Source organism: Algoriphagus litoralis, assembly GCF_003259255.1.
Classification (GTDB): Bacteria; Bacteroidota; Bacteroidia; order Cytophagales; family Cyclobacteriaceae; genus Algoriphagus; species Algoriphagus litoralis.
Genome location: NZ_QGOL01000011.1, coordinates 274,943 through 293,320 on the forward strand (window position 1 = coordinate 274,943; position 18,378 = coordinate 293,320).

An 18,378-nucleotide genomic window follows, 5' to 3' on the forward strand; every position below is an offset into this window, starting at 1 on the left:
TGTGAGCATCTTAAAGGAAATCAGCGAAAACGATATCGGAAACGATTTTTTATGGGGAGGATTTTAAACTTTTCAATTTTACCTATCTTTTAATTTTCAAAACAAGACTTAAACCCATGCCCGACCTAGCCGACTTCCATTATCCTTTGACCGATCTTTTTCCCCAACCGAAAACCAATTCAGATTGGGATCAATATCGTCTCAGCGAAGATCAGATCAGCTTTTTCCATGAAAATGGATATCTCGCAGACATCAAGCTTTTGAATGAAACTCAAATTGAGGTCTTAAAAAAAGCATTGGACGAAGTGATGGATCCACAGCATCCGCTTCATCACCTTTTCCATGAGTTTCACAGCAATGAGTCAGGAGATCCAAATAAGGTCTTGTTTCATTCGCTAGGTCATTGGCGGATTGCAGCCGCTTTTCACGATGTGATCTGGAATCCAGCTTTTCGCATGGCCGCTAGTCAGTTGCTTGGAGATCGGGCAGTTCGATTTTGGCACGATCAGCTTTTTTGCAAGCCTGCCCATCACGGAGGCAATGTCGCTTGGCATCAGGATTACAGCTATTGGACCCGAACGGTTGCGATGCAACACCTCACTTGCTGGTGTGGATTGGATGATGCCACCGAGAAAAACGGCTGCTTGCAATATGTTCCCGGATCGCAAAGATGGGGCTTACTCGAGAAGCCTGCACTCGCCGGAGAAATGGACGGCCTCATGGCGATGATGACAGAAGAGCAAAAAGCGAATTTCAAAACCGTGGCTATTCCGCTCAAAGCCGGTCACGCGGCATTCCACCATCCGCTTTTGGTGCATGGCAGCTTTGCTAACTTTTCTCCCCGATCCAGAAAGGCCTTTGTGCTGAATGTGTTTGCAGATGGGACAGTTTCGGATACCAATGAACCACTTTTGGAAGGCGTTCCTGTCATTCCAAAAGGTGAAAAAATGGGGGGGAAGTTTTTTCCATTGATTTTTGATCCAGAGAAATTGGAAGGCTGAAAAATTTTAAGAATAGAAAATCAGATTTAGCCAAAAGTCCAACTTCTTTTTAGTTTCGTAAGCCTAAAATCGCGCAAAAGAAGGTTCCGCTTCTTAAGGCAAGGTTTGTTGGGTGAAGAAAATGTCGTAAATCAAAAATCGTAAATCTAAATTTTATATGGCTTCAGGATTATTTGCACTATTGGATGATATCGCCACATTGATGGATGATGTGGCAGTGATGAGTAAAGTGGCGGCGAAAAAAACCGCCGGGATTTTGGGCGACGATTTGGCTGTAAATGCCGAGAAAGCCTCTGGGTTTGTTTCTGATCGTGAGCTTCCTGTACTTTGGGCGATCATGAAAGGGTCGCTGCTGAACAAGGTGATCATCCTGCCCATAGCTTTTTTACTAAGTGCTTTTTATCCTCCTGCTATTATTGCGATTTTGATTCTTGGAGGCTTGTACCTAGCCTATGAGGGGGCGGAAAAAATCTACGAATACCTGGTGCCTCATCCTAAAGAAGCGCATATAAAGCTGGAAACCGAAATCACCGAAGAGCAGATTTTGGCTCTGGAAAAACAAAAAATCAAGTCTGCCATCACTACAGATTTTATCCTTTCTGTGGAGATCGTGATCATAGCCATGAGTACTGTGGTGGATAAATCATTGAGTACCCAGATAGGTGTGGTATCAGTGATTGCGCTGATAGCGACCGTCGGTGTCTATGGAATCGTGGGTCTAATTGTACGCATGGATGAGTTTGGAATGAGGCTCATCAATCTAAATGAAGCCAAGGACAGTTTCTCGGACAAGGTGGGTAAATTCCTCGTTGGAGCCCTTCCTTGGGTGATTCGTTTGCTTGGGGTCGTAGGAACCTTGGCTTTGCTTTTGGTATCAGGCGGGATTTTTGCCCACAACATTGACTTTTTCCATCACCTGCTAGAGTCATGGCCGGCAATAGTTAAGGAATTCCTGATTGGTTTGGTCGTTGGGATTTTAGTGCTGATTCCGGTTTTGATTTTTAAGAAGCTGCGCAAAAAGGCTTAATCACCAGAGCAGGACTTGTATTTGTCCAAAAAACTCTATTTTGAGAAATCAAATCAGGTAGCTGTTTTGCTTATTTACTCTCAAACCCCATTTGACCATGGTTTACCTTCGGAAAAGTCTCCTATTTAGCGTTCTTTTCACTTTTTTCACGCTACTGGCTTGTGCTCAAAATGGCCAAACCTTTCTTCAGTTTGAAGGAAAAGAGGGGCCAGGAAAGGGTAAGCACATCGTGCTGGTGGCTGGAGATGATGAATACCGCTCCGAGGAATCCATGCCCATGCTGGCCAAGATTCTCGCTGAGCGCCATGGATTTAAGACTACGGTTCTCTTTCCTATAGAGCCGACCACAGGGAATGTTGTTCCTAATTATCAGAATAATATCCCGGGTTTGGAGCATCTGGAGACAGCAGATCTGATGATTATGTTGATTCGCTTCCGTGAACTCCCCGACGAGCAGACGCAACACATCGAAAATTTTCTCAAAGCAGGCAAGCCGATCATCGGATTGCGCACCTCCACGCATGGATTTGCCTATCAGAAAAACAAAGAGTCCAAGTTTGCAAAGTGGACTTGGAATGGAAAAGAACCAGGTTGGGAAAAGGGATTCGGAAAGCGGATTTTCGGGGAAACTTGGGTCAATCACCACGGAATCCACGCCAAAGAAGGCTGTCGAGCGCTCATCGATGGAGTACAGGAGATGAATGATCATCCCGTCCTGCGGGGTGTGAAAGATATCTGGGTGCCCGAAGATGTGTATGGGATTCAGTTGCTTCCCGAAAATGCCACCGTCCTCATTCACGGACAATCCACCGCCGGAATGAATGATCAGGCTCCACTGATGTGGGAAAAGTCAGTGATGCCCATTGCTTGGACCAAACCCTATCAAATAGAAGGAGGAAAGCCGGGAATGGCGTTCGCTTCGACCATGGGTTCTTCCTTGGGTTTTCAAAGTGACGATCTCAGAAGATTGATTCTCAACGCCTCCTTTTGGCTTTTGGATATGCCAGAAACGATTACCTCCGAGCTGAATGTGGACATTGTGGGGGAATACAAGCCTACCATGTTTGGCTTTGACACATTCCGAAAGGGAATGAAAGTGGGGGATTTTAAGTGAGCGAAGTCTTTATTATTCGATATTTAAAATTCGATATCCATTGTTAAAAATATCGAACACCGAACGTCGAATACTGAATGATGAAGATGCCGGAGTTTCAGAGAGAATTTGAATATAGAAAATCATGAACAAAATAGGATTCAATGTGCTGGCTTGGTCAGCAGTAGTGTCAGCTGACTTATTTCCGATTCTGGATAGATTAAAGCAAATCGGCTACGATGGCGCAGAATTTTTTATTGGACCCTGGGAAGAAAAGGCATTTGTCTCGGTAGGGAAGCACTGTGCCGACATCGGGCTGGAAGTTACGACCGTGACTGTCCTTAGCCCCGATGAAAATCCGATTTCACCTGATCCCAAAGTCCGTGAAAAGGCAAAGGAAAAGTTGCTCTGGACCTTAGATCGTGCAGCAGACTTGAATTCTCAGGTGCTCTGTGGACCTTATCATTCTGCTTTCGCCACCTTTGCCAGCCGTGCACCCATGGAGGACGAATACAACTGGTCGGCTGAAGTGCTTCACTCAGTGGCTGACCATGCGCAAAAGCTTGGTGTGCTCATGACTCCTGAAGCGCTTAATCGTTTCGAATGCTACCTCACCAATACCATGGACCAGTTGGATTACTTGCTGGCGAAAGTCAATCATCCGAACGTGCAGGCGATGTTTGACACGCATCATGCCAATATGGAAGAGAAAAAGCTGGGTTTGGCAATCGAAAAGATCGCTCCTCGCTTAGGCCACTTCCACATTTCCGAAAACGACCGCGGAACTCCCGGTTCGGGTCATGTGAACTTTGACGAAACCTTTGCTGCCCTGAAAAAAGTCGGTTATTCCGGTTGGTTGACCATTGAAGGCTTTACGCGAAATGATCCCGATTTTGCCAATTCCATCGGAGTTTGGCGTGAGTTTTCAGCACCTTGGGACATGGCCGAAAACGGCTACAAACTCATCCGAGAGATGGGGGCGAAGTATGGGTTGTAATAGAGAGCGGCAAGAGATTAGAAGCAAGAAATAAGAGTTGATTTTTTAAGGACGTCTTGGAATATATGATCCATAAGGCAGTTTTTATCTTCTGATTTTTGATTCAATTCGCTCAGCTTGATTATCTTAGGAAGTCTCTTTCCTATAATTTCAAGTATGAAAACTATTTTTCTTCCCGCCATTTGGCTCGTTTTTCTCTTTTCTTGCAAAGATAAAGTACAGGAAGAATCCCCAGAATCTGAACCACTGGCGGCTCTTTCCAAACTTCAATGGATCGATCTGACCTATCCTTTTGATTCGACTACACTTTATTGGCCAAATAACCTTAAAGGCTTTGAACTGGAAACCGAAGCTGATGGAATCACTGATTTGGGTTATTATTATTCTTCCAACAGTCTCTCCACTCCCGAACATGGGGGGACACATTTGGACGCACCGATTCATTTTTCAGCAAGTGGGAAAACCCTAGATCAGCTGGATTTGGATCAGTTGACTGGTGAGGCTGTCTTGGTTGACGTGAGTGAGTTGGCTTTAGCTGATCGGGATTACCTGATAGATTCTATAGCTATTTTGAATTGGGAAAGCCAACATGGAGAAATTCCTGAAGGAAGTATTGTGCTGTTTCGTACCGGATATGGAGCTTTTTATCCGGATCGGGAAAAGTATTTTGGGACTGCCAAAGTCGGCATGGAAGCCATTCCTGAGCTGCATTTTCCTGGTATTCATCCCGATTGTGCCCGTTTTTTGGCAGAAAAGCGCAAAGTCAAAGCTGTAGGACTGGACACGCCGAGTTTGGACTATGGTCAGTCGAAAGACTTTGCAGCGCATCAAGTTCTGATGGGCTACAATATCCCAGGATTTGAAAATGTCGCCAATCTGGATCAACTCCCCGAAAAGGGATTTTACATCGTAGCACTACCGATGAAGATCAAAAATGGAAGTGGAGGCCCGCTGCGGATCATCGCCGGAGTAGGAAAGCCCTGATTTTTCCCATTAGATTATGCTAAAGAATAGTCTGCTTCTGGTTCTTCTGCTTAGTCTGCTGACCCAGCCTGTCTTTTGCCAAAAGTTGGATAGCCTGCTCAAGGTCTATAAATCAAACCCGAAAGGAGAGGATCGCTATTCAGTGCTTCAGGCGCTTTTTGACAGCTACGTTTTTAATGATCTCTCAGAGGCCAAAAAGTACGGGTTTGAACATTTGGAGCTTGCCGAAAAGGAGGGAGAGACGATGCAAATTGCCCGAGCCACCTACAACATCGGTGTGCTAGTCAACAACACAAATGACTACGATTCGGCGGCGGTTTGGTACCGAAAGGCTCTGGTTATGTTTCAGGAGCTGGAGGCATTAGAAAGGGTGGCTAAGGTCAATTTTGCTTTGGCAATTTTGGATTATTACAAGGGCGATTATCCCAGCGCATTGGCGCTTTTGGACCAGAACATTTCCATGTTGCTGGAAATCAAACCGGATAGTTTACTCTTGGGCGGGGATTTTCAGTTGAAGGGGCAAATAGAGGTTCGTCGTGGCAATCTGAATATTGCTCTGAAAGAAACACTCCGTGCAGTAAAAATCTTCCAAAACACCGGAGATGAACTCCGACTAGCAGATGCTTACAATTTGCTCGGAAGTCTCGAGACCAGCCTGAAAAATTTTCAGAAGTCGATCGAATACAATCTCCTCGCTTTGAAAATCTACAAGAAATATGAGGATCGATTTTTTCAGGCTCAGGCCCTAAATGACATCGGGAATAACTATTTCTATCTGAATGATTTCCCCCAGGCGATCCAATATCTCCAAGAAAGCATTGCCCTATCCGAAGCTCTTGGATCCAAAGACCTCCAAGGTACCGCCTATACCAACTGGGGGAAGACCTTGAACGCTCAGGAAAACTACCAAGAGGCTATTCCGCTTTTGCTTAAAGGTCTATCGCTTGCTGAAGAAACCGGGAACGCGATCAAGGTGGTGGAGGCTTACAATGACCTTAGTCAGAGTTATATCGGACTCAAGCAATCTACCCAAGCTATTCTTTACTTGGATCGGGCCATCGTATTGGCTAAGGAGCAAGGGGCCAAGGAAACTTTGAGTACTGGGTATTTTTTTCGATCTCAAGCCAAAGAGCTCATGGGAGACCCCAGTGGGGCTTTGGAGGATTTTCGTGCTTTTGCAGCGCTCAAAGATTCCCTTTTGGACGAGACCAAATCCCGACTGATTGAAGAGCAGCGTACCCTTTTTGATTTGGAAAAGAAAGAAAATGAGATTCTTCTGCTGGAACAAAAAGCTGAGATTTCCCAACTTCAGATGACTTTGCTTGCTTCAGGTGTGATTGCGCTTACCTTACTACTGGGGATTGGTTTTTACGCCTATCGGCAAAAGCTCAAGAAAAATCAACTTGAGCGACTCCGTATGGATGAGCAACTTCAATTCAAGTCCCGAGCACTGACTGCCCAAGCACTCCACTTGGCAAAAAAGAATGAAACTCTCGAAAACCTAAAGCAAACGGCTCTCCAGCTTAAAGATGAATCCGACGCTACTTCTGGCTACCAAAAGCTGATCCGAACCATCAACTCAGACCTGAGCGACGACAGGGGTTGGGCTACTTTTTCCAAGTATTTTGAGGAAGTGCATCCCGAGTTTTTTTCCAAAGCATCTAAAAACTTCCCTGGACTTTCGCCAGCAGAATACCGCTTGATGGCATTGATTCGCATGAATCTCTCCTCCAAGGAAATGGCCAATATCCTAATGATCAGTATGCCTGGCATAAAAAAGGCCCGACAGCGACTTCGCAAAAAGTTGGGTTTGGAAACCGGAGATTCGCTTGAAGAAGTCATACTTTCGCTCTGATTCAATCAATTTTCGTAGAGTATACCATTTGTCCCCCCTCGATTTTTTGCTTTCCATGGATTGAAAGATAGGTTTGATTCATCCGTTGGGCTTTTCAGCGGAGTACTCTTTTAATTCCTATTGATCATGAAAAACACATCACTGTTTTGCCTCGCAATGTTAGTTTTCAGCTTATTCTTTGCTTGCGGAGAGACCGAAGAGCCGACCCCTACTGGACCCGGTACTGTAGCGGAAGGGGACGGAATATCGGAAAGTGATCTGGAAACCTATGCAGGAGAAGTTGGACTGACTTTGAACCTGAGGCAAATTGCCAGAAAAGGCTTGAGTCCGGCAGAAGTCGAATTTGAAATTCAAACCACTGGAGGAATCCTAACCGAAAAGGTGCCTGTAAATGAAGTCGCCTATATAGCGGTGCTGAAAATCCCCGTAGAAGACCTCACCGAAGCCCAGAGCAAGCAGTTGACGGATGGTGTCAAGGTGAATATCACTGTCAAGGACCAAACTGGCAAAACGATTGCCTCGAAAATCGATTTAGGCATTCGGTCCTTACTTCCCAGCTTGACTCCTATCGTCGTAGATGCGGGTTCGATACCAGAGACGGAGCAAGTCTCCACGTACTTGTTTGGAGAGGGAACTGGATTTTATTTTCAAACCACAACTAATGAAGGAGTCCCTGGCAAATCTGCAATGACAAATAATAACAATGTTATGTTTGTCAGCTCCAATACCACTTTTTCTGGAGCTCAACCGAATTTCTTATTCAATATCTCGCCTGTTTTGGGAAAGAAAAATACCTTCCACATCCGACTGGCCAGCACAGGCGAATACCTGGTTTTAGGAAGTTTATCTGCGGGGTTGAGGGTAGTGAATTCAAAAAGGACAAATCTAGCCGTGCTTTCCAGTGCCAATCAAGAGCCCTATCAATTTGTAATTAAAAAATTAAAAGATGGAGTTTTCCAACTACTTGATTTCAGAAATAGGAAAATTCAAGATACACCTGGCATAGGCTTGACGGTCAACCATAGCAATGGCAAAGATGTACTTTGGAGAATCGTCGCCAATGATATCAAGTGGGCTGCTCAACCCATAGCTTCCACCTCGATTCAGCCAATACTTCCCAAGCCCACTACCGGCTTCACATTCAACAGCACACTGACTAATTGCAGTAGTGGACAGCTCCAGCAGACAGTGGGAATTGACTTCAGTGAAGAGCGGACCACCACAGTGGGATGGTCGGAGACCATCTCTGTCAATACCACTCAGACCGTATCTGTCTCGGCCACGGTAGGAGTGGAGGTAAGTGGTACGTTTTTCGGGTCAGGAGCCACGGCCAGTGCATCGATTACTTCAGGGTTTGAATGGAGTCAATCGATCACTTCCGAATCTACAGAATACCAGTCTCAAACCATCAGCAAGCGGGAAAGCTACTTCTCCAGCCGTGTCATCACTGTGCCTCCCCGTACTGCATCGCTAGTCTATGATGCCTATCAATACTATGAAAATGTGCGGGTCAACCATGTGCAGCGAATCCGGATTACAGGCAAAAATGAAAAAGGACGTGACCTGACTGGAGACGAAATCCGCACGATCTTTTTGTTTTCCAATTTCAATGGAGTAGTGAATGCTGTGGAGGAAAATTCCGTGGTGATCACGCTGCTGGGATACACAGTATTGGATAAATTTATCGATACCCAAAGCAAAGTTCAGGAAGTAGCCCCAAAATGTAATTGAGGAGAATTAAAGTTTAGATTTACTTCAGTTCCTCCTCGGGAATCGCCATCGTGTGATTGCCTAGCAATTTCCATTTGCCATCGATCCTGCTGTAGGTCCGCATAAAGTGATAGGTGGTCGGACTAGGCCCGCGATCCACGACAGTAAACCCGCTAACTACCCCCGTTTCTCCTAAAATCACCACTTGTTGATCTCGGGAAGTGCGGTTTCGGGTGTCGTTTGCCTGGCCAGCCTGAATCCGTTTTGCCCGGCCAATGGCTTGTTCTTTTCCATCGATTAGACTGGCGTGATTATGGACCCAGACGAACTCATCCGCCAAGAGATTTTCCAAAAAATCCACATCTGAGTTCAATACTGCTTTTTCCCAACCAAGATCAAGCTGCAGCAATTGTTCCTCTGGAGTCTGGGCAAAAGTCCAAAAGAGGCTGGCAAAGAATAGGAGTGGAGTAAGTAGGTATTTCATAAATGAAAAGTTTGGCCTGAATATTAATTTATGATCCAATGGTTCCGGTATTCACCTCGCCAGCTCGATGGTAATTGGCGTAAATAACCCCACTGGGGCTGGTGATGCTTTCCATAAGGGTAAATGCAACCGGAGTTGATTCGGCATTGAACAGTTTTTTGCCTTGCCCCAATAGAACCGGATGGATCATCAGCCAAAATTCATCCACCAGTCCGTGTTTCAGAAGCAGCTGGACCACTTCACTGCTGCCCCAGACGTGAATTTCCCCGCCAGCAGTGGACTTGATTTTTTCTATATCAGAGACGGAATCGAGGAATACTGTATTCGACCAATCCGAGGAGTTTCTAGTCCGAGATAGCGTGTATTTGGTGACTTCATTGATTCTGGGCCAATGGGCAGCATGTGCTGGCCAGTAGTTTTCCCAAATCTCAAATGTTTTTCGCCCGAGAAGCAAGTCTGCGGGTTTCAGGAGTCGCTCCATGATCTTGTCCGAAACTGCGTCATGGTAGGGTGCTACCCAACCGCCCAGATTAAAGCCTCCATCGGTATCTTCCTCAGGGGCACCCGGTGATTGGATCACGCCATCCAAAGAAATAAAAGACATTACGATCAGTCGACGCATGAATTAGTTGGAATTAAGGTGAGTCAAACTTTTTCTAGTTTAGAATTGCATGAAGATGATTTTTGAGTGGTCATTCCCTGCTGGTATTGAATCAGATTCATGCCATTCATCCAAGTTCCGCCAGCGTCTTTTCTATCAACTTTTTCATGGCCAGAATTCCTTCTGAATTGGACAAGTAGCTCATGTCACCGCCCATATCTCGGTACAGTCCCCCTTCGTATTCGATGCCGATATAGCCATCAGTCCAGCCGGAAGCTTTGATAAGTTCAAACATTCGGCGATAGTCTGTCTCGAGGTCATTGCCTGCAGCGTCAAACTTGTGGGATTTGGCACTGATTCCTTTGGCATAGGGCATCATTTTGGCCACACCCTCATACTTATCATGCTCCTTGATGCAGGTAGTGCTCAGTAGCGCCTGGATTCCCGTTCCTTCCGGTTTGCTACGCTGTGCACAGAAGTTGCCAAAGTCCGGCAGGAATCCTTTCCGATCCGATTTAACCTGACTCATGATGCCCACCAGCCAGTCTGGATCTGTCGAATAGCCAAAATGGTTTTCAACAATTACATTGATTCCCATCTTTTCGCCATACTCCAAAAGGGAGGAATAGCCATCTAGTGCAGCTTTTGCCACCTCTTCTGCACTTCCTTCCTCTGGTTCCCCGCTTAGTGCTTTGCTGGTGTCACCCAAATTTACCCGGATGGAGGTACAGCCAAGGTATTTGGCGGCATCGATCCAAGGGTGATGGCTCGCCACGGCTTTTTTTCGCGCAGCGGAATCCAGCGCTGCGATATTTTCTCCATCCACCATGATCAGGTGATTGCTCGCTCCGAGGTCCTCGGTGAGGGCTTTTAATTCTTTCAGAAAAGCGGCATCGGTGTGCTTGCCATTGAAAAACATCGAAACATATTCCAATCCGTTGATGCCCAGTTCTTGGACTGCCCGCTTGGGAAAGTCCATCATTGTCATCTTACCTGAAAATAATTCCGAGGCGAAAGAAAACTGACCCAATGAAATCTTCGCTTCGAATTGCGCTTTTTTTGCAAAGGCTGAAGCAAATAGACTGGTCGGTAAAAGAGGGGATAAGCCGAGTCCTGCGGAGGTTAGGCCAAGCTTGGTGATGAAATCGCGTCTGGAATTGTCCATTTTGGGTTAGAGAGGGTTTGAGTTTAGGAGTGTTTTTAAAATATAATCAGAATGTAATGCGTAATCCAAACGGGTTTTGATTTTCAGTATCAAGACTTGAAAAATGGTCTCTCGAGATTATGTGTATTCAGGTTTTGATCTGGAAAAAGCTATCGGCCCTTCCGTTGTAGGATTTTCTTATTCATATCCTGAGTAAAGAAGAATATCAACCCCAGAAAGACGCCCAGAAACCCAAGCAGGAACCCATAACCTGTGAAGCTTGCGATTTTCCCGAAAAGAAAAGGCATCAGCGTGATCCCCACGTAGGCACTTGCCATCTGAAATCCCATGATGCTTTGGGAGTGTTTTTCTCCAAAATTGCCGGGGGTCTCGTGAAGTAGACTGGGAAAGATCGGTGCGCAGCCCAAGCCTACCAGCAGAAACCCTGGGATAACGGTGAACGAAACCGGAAGAAAGAGCAAAACCAATCCCAATCCAATGACTCCTTGGCCCAAGTAGACCAATTGCCTGTTGGTAAAATGAGCAGTAAGAAAACCCGACAGAAACCTCCCGATCGTGATTCCCAAAAAATAAAGTGAAGTCAGCCGAGCCGCCTGATCAGCTTCATACCCTCGCTCAAACACCAGAAAACTCGCTCCCCACAGTCCAAATGTTGCCTCAATCGTGCAATAACAGAAAAACACAAATAAGGCTTGTTTCAATCCCGCCATGGTCGACAGCATCGTAATCAATCCAGGCGATTTTTCTTCAGGATGTTCTTCTTGGCTTGCTTCAGTTTTGCTCCAGAGGGGTATAGAGCAGATCAAAATCAAGACTAGACCGAGCTGAATCCAGGCTACCGTTTCATACCCTGCTGACCAAGGCTCGCCCTTGGCCAAGTAGCCTGCCATAATCATCGGCCCAATTGCTGCACCTACTCCCCAAAAGCTGTGGAGCCAGTTCATGTGCCGAGCTTCGTACTGCAGGGCGACGTAGTTGTTGAGTGCAGAATCCACACTACCTGCCCCGAGTCCCAAAGGCACGGCCAAGAGGCAGAGGTAGCCAAATTGCCCGGAAAGTGAAAAACCCATCAAAGCAAGAGCAGTCATCCCTACACTGAATGTGGTGACCAATGGTACACCGAAGCGTTGGATCACCTTTCCGCTATACAAACTCGAAATCACCGTACCCGCAGCTACAATCATGGAAATAAATCCCGCATAGTCCAGAGGAACTCCCAAATCTTCAAACATTGCCGGCCATGCAGCGCCCAAAATCGAGTCTGGAAGTCCCAAGCTGATAAAGGCCAAGTAGATGATGATGAGAAGAAGGTGCTTTTTCAAAAGGATTCCGTGCTGTCTTTTCAGGTGAAGAATGTTCTTGGTTAAATTTAGAAAAGATGGTCGGTTCTCCAAGATATTTTTGGCTAGCCAAATCTTCATCAGAGCAGGATGGTTTTCCGGAAAAGTATTTGTCATTTGTGAAAAAACTGATCCACGTATGGTGAAAAAGGTGCTGCTCTATTTCCTGCTGCTAGGAAGTACACTTCCGGCTTTTGCGCAGCAAAACCGTCCCAATATCATCTTTATCCTCACAGACGATCAGCGCTGGGATGCGTTGGGTTTTGCCGGAAATTCGATTATTCAGACCCCAGAGATGGATCGGTTGGCAGCCGAGGGGACCTATTTTGAAAATGCCTTTGTTACCACACCGATCTGCGCGGCGAGTCGGGCGAGTATCCTGACAGGAATGTATGAGCGTACGCATGGCTACACCTTTGGTCAGGGCGACATCAAGGCACCGTATATCAATCAATCCTATCCCGTCCAGCTGCGAAAGGCCGGTTATTACACAGGTTTTTTCGGAAAGTTCGGAGTGAATTATGCTGAGTTTGACGGGCTTTTTGATCAGGGGGAGAATTACGATCGCAATGGAAAGTTTGACGATCGACGTGGCTATTTTTTCAAAACTTTGGGGAAAGACACCGTTCACCTGACCCGATATACCGGGCAGCAGGCGATGGATTTTATAGAAAATGCGCCGAAGGAAAAGCCCTTTATGCTCTCGCTGAGTTTCAGTGCGCCACATGCCCACGATCCAGCGGAGTTGCAGTATTTCTGGTCTCCAGCGTACGATACGATGTATCAATATATCACGATTCCTGACCCGATCATTCCCCCGAGTGAAGCGATCCGTACCGAGCGATGGAAATACTTCCGCTACATCAATGATCCCGGACATGAGGAATTGTATGATCTGAGTGTGGATCCTTTGGAAAAAAACAATCTGGCTTCAAACCCAGACTACCAAAAGACCCTACAGGAGCTGCGCAAAAAGATGGAGAAAAAGATCGCGGGCTACGTAGAAGATAGATTAAAATAAGCCGGACTTAGGGAGGAAAATCAAGCGTAATCTTAACTTGCTTTTCCAAACTAATCAGATTCATGAAAACTTATTTTGTCACTGCTGTTTCACTTTTTATTTGTGCCGTCTCAAGCCTCTTTGCGCAGCAAAATAAACTCAGCTACCACTCTGAGATGCTCCAAATCGAGCAAATCAGTCCCAATACATTCGTACACATCAGCTACCTCAAAACACAGGATTTTGGGAAAGTCGGGTGCAATGGAATGGTAGTCATCCATGGGGGCGAGGCGCTCGTTTTTGATACGCCGGCAAATGATGAGGCCAGCGCGGAGTTGATCGATTGGCTGGTAAATGAGCAAAAGCTCACCGTAAAAGCGGTTGTCGCTTCGCATTTTCACGACGATTGTCTGGGCGGTTTGGGTGCTTTTCATGCAAAGGGAATTCCTTCTTACGGTTCCTCGCGGACGCTTGCTTTGGCAAAAGACGCAGGGGAGCTCGTTCCCCAAAATCAGTTTGAAGAGTCGCTCGTCTTGAATGCAGGAGGCATGCAGGTGCAAAGTGGATTTTTTGGAGAAGGACATACGCAGGACAATGTCGTGGCTTTTGTCCCTGCAGATCAGGTGCTTTTCGGTGGATGCCTGATCAAGGAAGTAGGCGCAGGATTCGGGTTTTTGGGCGACGCCAATACGGCCGCTTGGTCACAGACGGTCAGCAAAGTGAAATCCAATTTTCCCAAAGTCCAAACCGTCATCCCAGGACATGGAAAGATCGGTGGGGTGGAATTGCTGGATTACACGATTCAGATATTTGAGGGGAAATAGCGGTCAGAGAAGCGATGCTTTGTGCTATTCCCGATTGAGATGTGAGAGGAGGGATTTGTGTTTATAAGCTTCAAAATGGGGATTTCAGCTTGCTGAAGGCGAGGATTTAAAAGATTCACTGCCATAAATCACCTTCAGCTACAAAGACTACCGCCAGGGAGCCTAGAAACTGGAGATGAGTCTGGACAATCTGGAGTTTATCCGGCGATTCTCCCTGCATATCCTGCCCAAAGGATTGGTGCGAATTCGGCACTTTGTCCCGATAGCTATCGGGATGGGAAGTTCGGCCAAGCAGATCACGATACCACTCATTCATCAGGAACTTGGAATTCCGATCCCGAAAAAGGAACCCAGAATTCTGGAAAGCTACAATCCAAGGTACTGTCCCTGCTGCCAAAAGGAAAGCATGGTGAGCATTCAGCGCCTACCCAAGCGTGGCCCGCCAAAGGCAGTCTTTTCAGCTATCCCGACCCAATTCTAATCTCTGATTTTGATCAGGCTGGAAGATCTATGTCTATTCCATAAAAAAGCCCTTCCAAAACGTGTCTGGAAGGGCTCAAAATGATCTATTTTTTTGATTCGATACTGAATCTGCTGGCAGGTTTTACTTTTCAAACTAAGTGGACACATCCTTTGCCTCCAAAAATAACGACTCAATCCCCATAAGTCCTTCACCGGTTTTCCCGAAATAATCGGGACGGGCAGTGCAACAGCGGTTTCATTGTTCGTGCTTCGCACGCAACGAAAACCTAGTTGTTACCTGCTGGCATTTTCCCTCCCTTTATTGTCATTAGTTTATTGTTTTAAATTCTTCAACAAAGTCGTAACCGAGTTTTCCTTTTCTTGTACAAAGTTGAATTTGTTCACCTTCATTTACTTTATCGTAAAATGTCCGACTGACATCAAATCGCTCTTTTGAGTTATTTTCTAATTTTAAAAACAGCCAAGAGGATTTATTACGTTTTCCACCTGTACTTTTTCTGACAATCTCATAAGCCTTACAATTTTCTGTATTTTCTGCATAATTATGATTTATAAAACTTGTCATAGCTGGTATTAATAAAAATAAACCTATAAATAAGCCAAAATGAACTGTATAGCGTCTGCTACTTTCGTGATATACAGATGGTTTTGTCAATTTAAGTATTATAGTTATTAGTGTCGCAATACCAAACCCAATTAAAGCTGAATTCCAAAATAAAGTTGTTCCATTAATAGTGTTATCAATTATACCTATTTCAAAAATTAAGAAAACAAGACTGCAAAAAAATAAAGTCATAGCAAAATAATTAATGAATTTGTTGAATGGTTCGGTTGTAGATTCAAAATTTTTCTTTGGTGGGAAAAAGTCGTCAACTATAAATTGTGATTGTCCCACAATTAAGATAAGTTGATACATTCCGAAAAGAAAGAATGGTAACGGTACAAGTCTAAATTCATCTTTATTGTCTGCAAAGATTATTATTGGAATAATGCAAATGCCAATATATAGAAGTCTTTTATAAAAGTCTTTTCGTATTTTAGAATTTTGGTTTGTCCAAAAAGGTTTGTTCAATTTTTTATTGCTCATTTCTTGCTGTGCGTTTCTTCTATGCTTGCAGGTAACAGGATTCAGCTATACGTAGGCAGGGCTTTTAACCACTAAACTTCCTACGAAGAACTGAACTTTAAATTTACCACTTAACTGTCCTACGAAGCACGAAACCCCTGCTTGCGTATAGGTGATGTTATGGCACGTTATTCCTTTCATTCCCTGTCTTTTATTGCTTTTAAATCATTTGAAAAATCAGAATATCGGTCGTCTTCCAATAGTCGTGTCCGAACTTTTTTTAACTGTTCTTTTAATGGGTCAGGAATATTATATCTTGCTCCCATACTTCTTCGTCTTTCTGTCTCTGTATAATTTTGATATTCTTCCCAATGTATCTCTGGTGTATTGACTAAGTCAATCATTTCTTTCAAAATCTCAAAAAGTTCTTTGGTCTGGTTTGAGCTTCTTTCATAATTGTCAATTTGCCTCAGAATGTCAATAGGAAGTGCGTATCTCCAATTTTCTATAGAGTTCTGTCTGTAATAATGCCAAGCCCCATCTTTGAAGTTTCTGATAATTATTTTTTGAAGAATAATTGTGTCCATTGAGACAGGTCTGTCACTTGAAAATGCTTTTTTCACCCTTGCAATCTGTTCCATAGAACTTTCTGTTATCTGTTTTTTCAAAATCTCAATGGTCTGTTCGTTATAGTTTACCCCATATTTTTCTTTTGCAATTTTTATCTCTTTGTCGATATAATTGTTGTCCTTTTCAAATCTTTGGTGGTATGCGGAATTGAGTATTTCTTGATTAACTGACGTTGTTAATTGAAGCGTAAATGCAGTCATTATACAAAATAGAAGAGAAAAGAAAATCCATTTTCCTGATTGATAAACAAGTCGAACCGTAAACCAACTTTGCAGAAATATCATAATTGGTAATAGGACGAAAAGTATCCAAAATTCGTCAAAAAGGTTTAAATGGTTGTCGAAACCTGCATTCCCAAATAAAATGATTGGAAGAACTGAGCCAAAACGAGAAATTATCATCAAAATAACCCAAAAGATTAAAAGTGCATTGGTAATTGCAAGCTGTTTGTAAATTCTGTCTTTTCTCCTGTTATGTTTCCTGTTTTGCATCCAAATCCATATTGTGATTGAAAGTCCCAATACAGTTGAAAGCATAGAGAAGAAATAGTTGAAAAATAGAAGTTCATTTTTTTTTAAAATCAGCAAGTCAGCAGACATACTTGTCAATAGCCTAAGTGTTTCTCTTGATTGATTAAAAAACAATGAAATTGAAATTGCTGAAATCAGTCCTGCAACAATTCCAATCCAAAATCTCTGTCGACCGATATTCTGAATTGATATTTTTTCTTTTCTAAATCGAATATTTGTCATTTAGCTCGGTCTTTCTATAATGTGCCATGACGATTCGGGCCTTTGCGTTCGGGCAGGTTTCGGAGCACAAAATTGTCAACGACCACTATACTTAAATAGAAGCACAAAGCTCCAAGTTTCCACGTCTGCCCGCCTGAGGCAAAACCTTTGTTATCTGCTGGCATTTATAATTGCGATAAAAACTGTTGAATTCTTTCTGCAAGTTCTGGATTGTTGGTTGCTATGTCGCTATGTGTTTTGTCATAAGTAAACAATTGAAAGTTTGCTGCATTACCTAATCCTATTATTCTTTCTTCAAGGTCATAACCTTGCTTTACTGGCACATTTGTATCCTTCAAGCCAAGATGCAATTGCATTAAAGGTAAATGTTGGGCAAAATAAATAGGGGATGATGCAATCATTTTTCTCCTTGTTTCTTCTAAAGTTGCTTGTCCATTTTTATAAGCACTTAAATACTGACATTGATAAGTAGCGTCATTCTCATTTTGAGAAGCAAGTTCCAACATATTGGTTGGGCTTACAACGCCAACTATACGTTTTATCCTTGTGTCTCTAAGGCCTGCCAACATTGCGACTGTGCCACCACGACTACCACCTCTCACACCTGTTCTGTTCACATCGGCAAGGGTTTCTGTTTGCTGAATTAGATTTAAAAAAGCAAGCACATCATCCGCTGCTTCGTCAAAAGCTTCACAATGATTTCCTTCGGATAATGGTGATGTGTATAGAGTTCCGTTAATTGTGATTGCTAATGATTGACCTCGTAATGCAGGTATTGCAAGTATGTTGGCTTGCCCTGAACTAGAATTGTCCACCACTAAGTTTACGCTGTTGGTAGTACTATTTAGTCCAAACCCTCCAACCAATATTTGTACAGAAACAGTGTTTGTTGCAGTTGGAATTACCAATAGTCCATATTGTTTTATGTTATTTACATTGAAGGAAACTATTTTTAGTACAAATGCCCCTGAAAGTATATTCTCTTGCTGTACAACCTGATAGTCTGTCGGGGTAAGGTTTCTGTTTTGCCAATAATTAAAAACATTGTCAAGCTCCGTTGTCGTTGGCTCTGCAAACAATGATTTTTTATCGTCTTTCGAGAAATAGTCTTTTTCGCAAGAGGTCAAAGTGAAAACGATTGCTATTATCGACAACGTTAAATAAATTATAGCTTTTCTATTCATTGTGGTTTTAGATGACTTTAGTTTTATGCTTGCAGATAACGGTTTGGCGCTTGCCGCAGTGGGGGATTTCGGAGCACTTCACTGTCAACCAAGCACAATTGTTGATAGAAGCGCTGCACTTGATTTAACCACGTCAACCCCCATTGCAGCAAACGGCTGTTATAGGGTGTTTTTCTTCTATT

The 18,378-nt window shown here is 44.0% G+C and carries 16 protein-coding genes and 1 pseudogene; 10 read left to right on the top strand and 7 right to left on the bottom strand.

The window, feature by feature from the left end; translation table 11 throughout:
- Positions 1-116: 116 nt before the first annotated feature.
- From DK188_RS14320 to DK188_RS14350, 7 genes are all read left to right on the top strand, one after another.
- Positions 117-1,001 carry a phytanoyl-CoA dioxygenase family protein gene (locus DK188_RS14320; RefSeq protein WP_111671495.1) on the top strand — a complete coding sequence of 295 codons (885 nt, stop codon included), beginning with the start codon at positions 117-119 and terminating at the stop codon, positions 999-1,001.
- 157 nt (positions 1,002-1,158) lie between these two features.
- Positions 1,159-2,028 carry a DUF808 domain-containing protein gene (locus DK188_RS14325; protein ID WP_111671496.1) on the top strand — a complete coding sequence of 290 codons (870 nt, stop codon included), beginning with the start codon at positions 1,159-1,161 and terminating at the stop codon, positions 2,026-2,028.
- A gap of 97 nt (positions 2,029-2,125) precedes the next feature.
- A complete protein-coding gene (locus tag DK188_RS14330; protein WP_111671497.1) occupies positions 2,126-3,142 on the top strand; it encodes a ThuA domain-containing protein in 1,017 nt (338 codons plus the stop codon).
- Positions 3,143-3,266: 124 nt separating this feature from the next.
- Complete coding sequence (locus tag DK188_RS14335) at positions 3,267-4,118, top strand: sugar phosphate isomerase/epimerase family protein (RefSeq protein WP_111671498.1); 852 nt, start codon at positions 3,267-3,269, stop codon at positions 4,116-4,118.
- A 156-nt stretch (positions 4,119-4,274) separates the two neighbouring features.
- The gene (locus DK188_RS14340; RefSeq protein WP_111671499.1) at positions 4,275-5,102 is read left to right on the top strand and encodes a cyclase family protein; all 828 of its coding nucleotides are present in this window, start codon (positions 4,275-4,277) and stop codon (positions 5,100-5,102) included.
- 16 nt (positions 5,103-5,118) lie between these two features.
- Positions 5,119-6,957: a tetratricopeptide repeat protein gene (locus DK188_RS14345; protein WP_111671500.1), complete on the top strand. Its 1,839-nt coding sequence runs from the start codon at positions 5,119-5,121 to the stop codon at positions 6,955-6,957.
- Positions 6,958-7,083: 126 nt separating this feature from the next.
- On the top strand, positions 7,084-8,688 hold the full coding sequence (locus DK188_RS14350) for a hypothetical protein (RefSeq protein ID WP_111671501.1): 1,605 nt from the start codon (positions 7,084-7,086) through the stop codon (positions 8,686-8,688).
- Positions 8,689-8,707: 19 nt separating this feature from the next.
- Here the strand turns inward: DK188_RS14350 and DK188_RS14355 are convergent, their stop codons facing one another.
- The 4 genes from DK188_RS14355 to DK188_RS14370 all read right to left on the bottom strand — a co-directional run bounded on the left by DK188_RS14355 (position 8,708) and on the right by DK188_RS14370 (position 12,338).
- A complete protein-coding gene (locus DK188_RS14355; protein WP_111671502.1) occupies positions 8,708-9,151 on the bottom strand; it encodes a nuclear transport factor 2 family protein in 444 nt (147 codons plus the stop codon).
- A 28-nt stretch (positions 9,152-9,179) separates the two neighbouring features.
- The gene (locus DK188_RS14360; protein ID WP_111671503.1) at positions 9,180-9,773 is read right to left on the bottom strand and encodes a dihydrofolate reductase family protein; all 594 of its coding nucleotides are present in this window, start codon (positions 9,771-9,773) and stop codon (positions 9,180-9,182) included.
- Positions 9,774-9,879: 106 nt separating this feature from the next.
- Positions 9,880-10,917 carry a sugar phosphate isomerase/epimerase family protein gene (locus DK188_RS14365; RefSeq protein WP_111671504.1) on the bottom strand — a complete coding sequence of 346 codons (1,038 nt, stop codon included), beginning with the start codon at positions 10,915-10,917 and terminating at the stop codon, positions 9,880-9,882.
- Positions 10,918-11,066: 149 nt separating this feature from the next.
- On the bottom strand, positions 11,067-12,338 hold the full coding sequence (locus tag DK188_RS14370; RefSeq protein ID WP_198673023.1) for an MFS transporter: 1,272 nt from the start codon (positions 12,336-12,338) through the stop codon (positions 11,067-11,069).
- 58 nt (positions 12,339-12,396) lie between these two features.
- On the opposite strand from DK188_RS14370, the gene DK188_RS14375 reads away from it, so the two are divergent.
- From DK188_RS14375 to DK188_RS14385, 3 genes and pseudogenes are all read left to right on the top strand, one after another.
- Positions 12,397-13,278 carry a sulfatase-like hydrolase/transferase gene (locus tag DK188_RS14375; protein ID WP_111671505.1) on the top strand — a complete coding sequence of 294 codons (882 nt, stop codon included), beginning with the start codon at positions 12,397-12,399 and terminating at the stop codon, positions 13,276-13,278.
- A 62-nt stretch (positions 13,279-13,340) separates the two neighbouring features.
- Complete coding sequence (gene bla / locus DK188_RS14380; protein WP_111671506.1) at positions 13,341-14,081, top strand: subclass B1 metallo-beta-lactamase; 741 nt, start codon at positions 13,341-13,343, stop codon at positions 14,079-14,081.
- 130 nt (positions 14,082-14,211) lie between these two features.
- Positions 14,212-14,562, top strand: a pseudogene (locus DK188_RS14385) (transposase); the annotation flags it as partial.
- 309 nt (positions 14,563-14,871) lie between these two features.
- Here DK188_RS14385 and DK188_RS14390 read toward each other — a convergent pair.
- The 3 genes from DK188_RS14390 to DK188_RS14400 form a co-directional block, all read right to left on the bottom strand.
- Positions 14,872-15,651 carry a hypothetical protein gene (locus DK188_RS14390; protein ID WP_111671508.1) on the bottom strand — a complete coding sequence of 260 codons (780 nt, stop codon included), beginning with the start codon at positions 15,649-15,651 and terminating at the stop codon, positions 14,872-14,874.
- Positions 15,652-15,827: 176 nt separating this feature from the next.
- Complete coding sequence (locus DK188_RS14395) at positions 15,828-17,012, bottom strand: hypothetical protein (protein ID WP_111671509.1); 1,185 nt, start codon at positions 17,010-17,012, stop codon at positions 15,828-15,830.
- A 164-nt stretch (positions 17,013-17,176) separates the two neighbouring features.
- Positions 17,177-18,196, bottom strand: a complete 1,020-nt coding sequence (locus tag DK188_RS14400) for an alpha/beta hydrolase family protein (RefSeq protein WP_111671510.1) — start codon at positions 18,194-18,196, stop codon at positions 17,177-17,179.
- Positions 18,197-18,378: the final 182 nt, after the last annotated feature.

Bases quoted from the DNA above. Each gene is read 5' to 3' on its own strand.
- DK188_RS14320 (WP_111671495.1), top strand. From the start codon at position 117: ATGCCCGACCTAGCCGACTTCCATTATCCTTTGACCGATCTTTTTCCC.
- DK188_RS14325 (WP_111671496.1), top strand. From the start codon at position 1,159: ATGGCTTCAGGATTATTTGCACTATTGGATGATATCGCCACATTGATG.
- DK188_RS14330 (WP_111671497.1), top strand. From the start codon at position 2,126: ATGGTTTACCTTCGGAAAAGTCTCCTATTTAGCGTTCTTTTCACTTTT.
- DK188_RS14335 (WP_111671498.1), top strand. From the start codon at position 3,267: ATGAACAAAATAGGATTCAATGTGCTGGCTTGGTCAGCAGTAGTGTCA.
- DK188_RS14340 (WP_111671499.1), top strand. From the start codon at position 4,275: ATGAAAACTATTTTTCTTCCCGCCATTTGGCTCGTTTTTCTCTTTTCT.
- DK188_RS14345 (WP_111671500.1), top strand. From the start codon at position 5,119: ATGCTAAAGAATAGTCTGCTTCTGGTTCTTCTGCTTAGTCTGCTGACC.
- DK188_RS14350 (WP_111671501.1), top strand. From the start codon at position 7,084: ATGAAAAACACATCACTGTTTTGCCTCGCAATGTTAGTTTTCAGCTTA.
- DK188_RS14355 (WP_111671502.1), bottom strand. From the start codon at position 9,151: ATGAAATACCTACTTACTCCACTCCTATTCTTTGCCAGCCTCTTTTGG.
- DK188_RS14360 (WP_111671503.1), bottom strand. From the start codon at position 9,773: ATGCGTCGACTGATCGTAATGTCTTTTATTTCTTTGGATGGCGTGATC.
- DK188_RS14365 (WP_111671504.1), bottom strand. From the start codon at position 10,917: ATGGACAATTCCAGACGCGATTTCATCACCAAGCTTGGCCTAACCTCC.
- DK188_RS14370 (WP_198673023.1), bottom strand. From the start codon at position 12,338: ATGAAGATTTGGCTAGCCAAAAATATCTTGGAGAACCGACCATCTTTT.
- DK188_RS14375 (WP_111671505.1), top strand. From the start codon at position 12,397: ATGGTGAAAAAGGTGCTGCTCTATTTCCTGCTGCTAGGAAGTACACTT.
- bla (WP_111671506.1), top strand. From the start codon at position 13,341: ATGAAAACTTATTTTGTCACTGCTGTTTCACTTTTTATTTGTGCCGTC.
- DK188_RS14390 (WP_111671508.1), bottom strand. From the start codon at position 15,651: ATGAGCAATAAAAAATTGAACAAACCTTTTTGGACAAACCAAAATTCT.
- DK188_RS14395 (WP_111671509.1), bottom strand. From the start codon at position 17,012: ATGACAAATATTCGATTTAGAAAAGAAAAAATATCAATTCAGAATATC.
- DK188_RS14400 (WP_111671510.1), bottom strand. From the start codon at position 18,196: ATGAATAGAAAAGCTATAATTTATTTAACGTTGTCGATAATAGCAATC.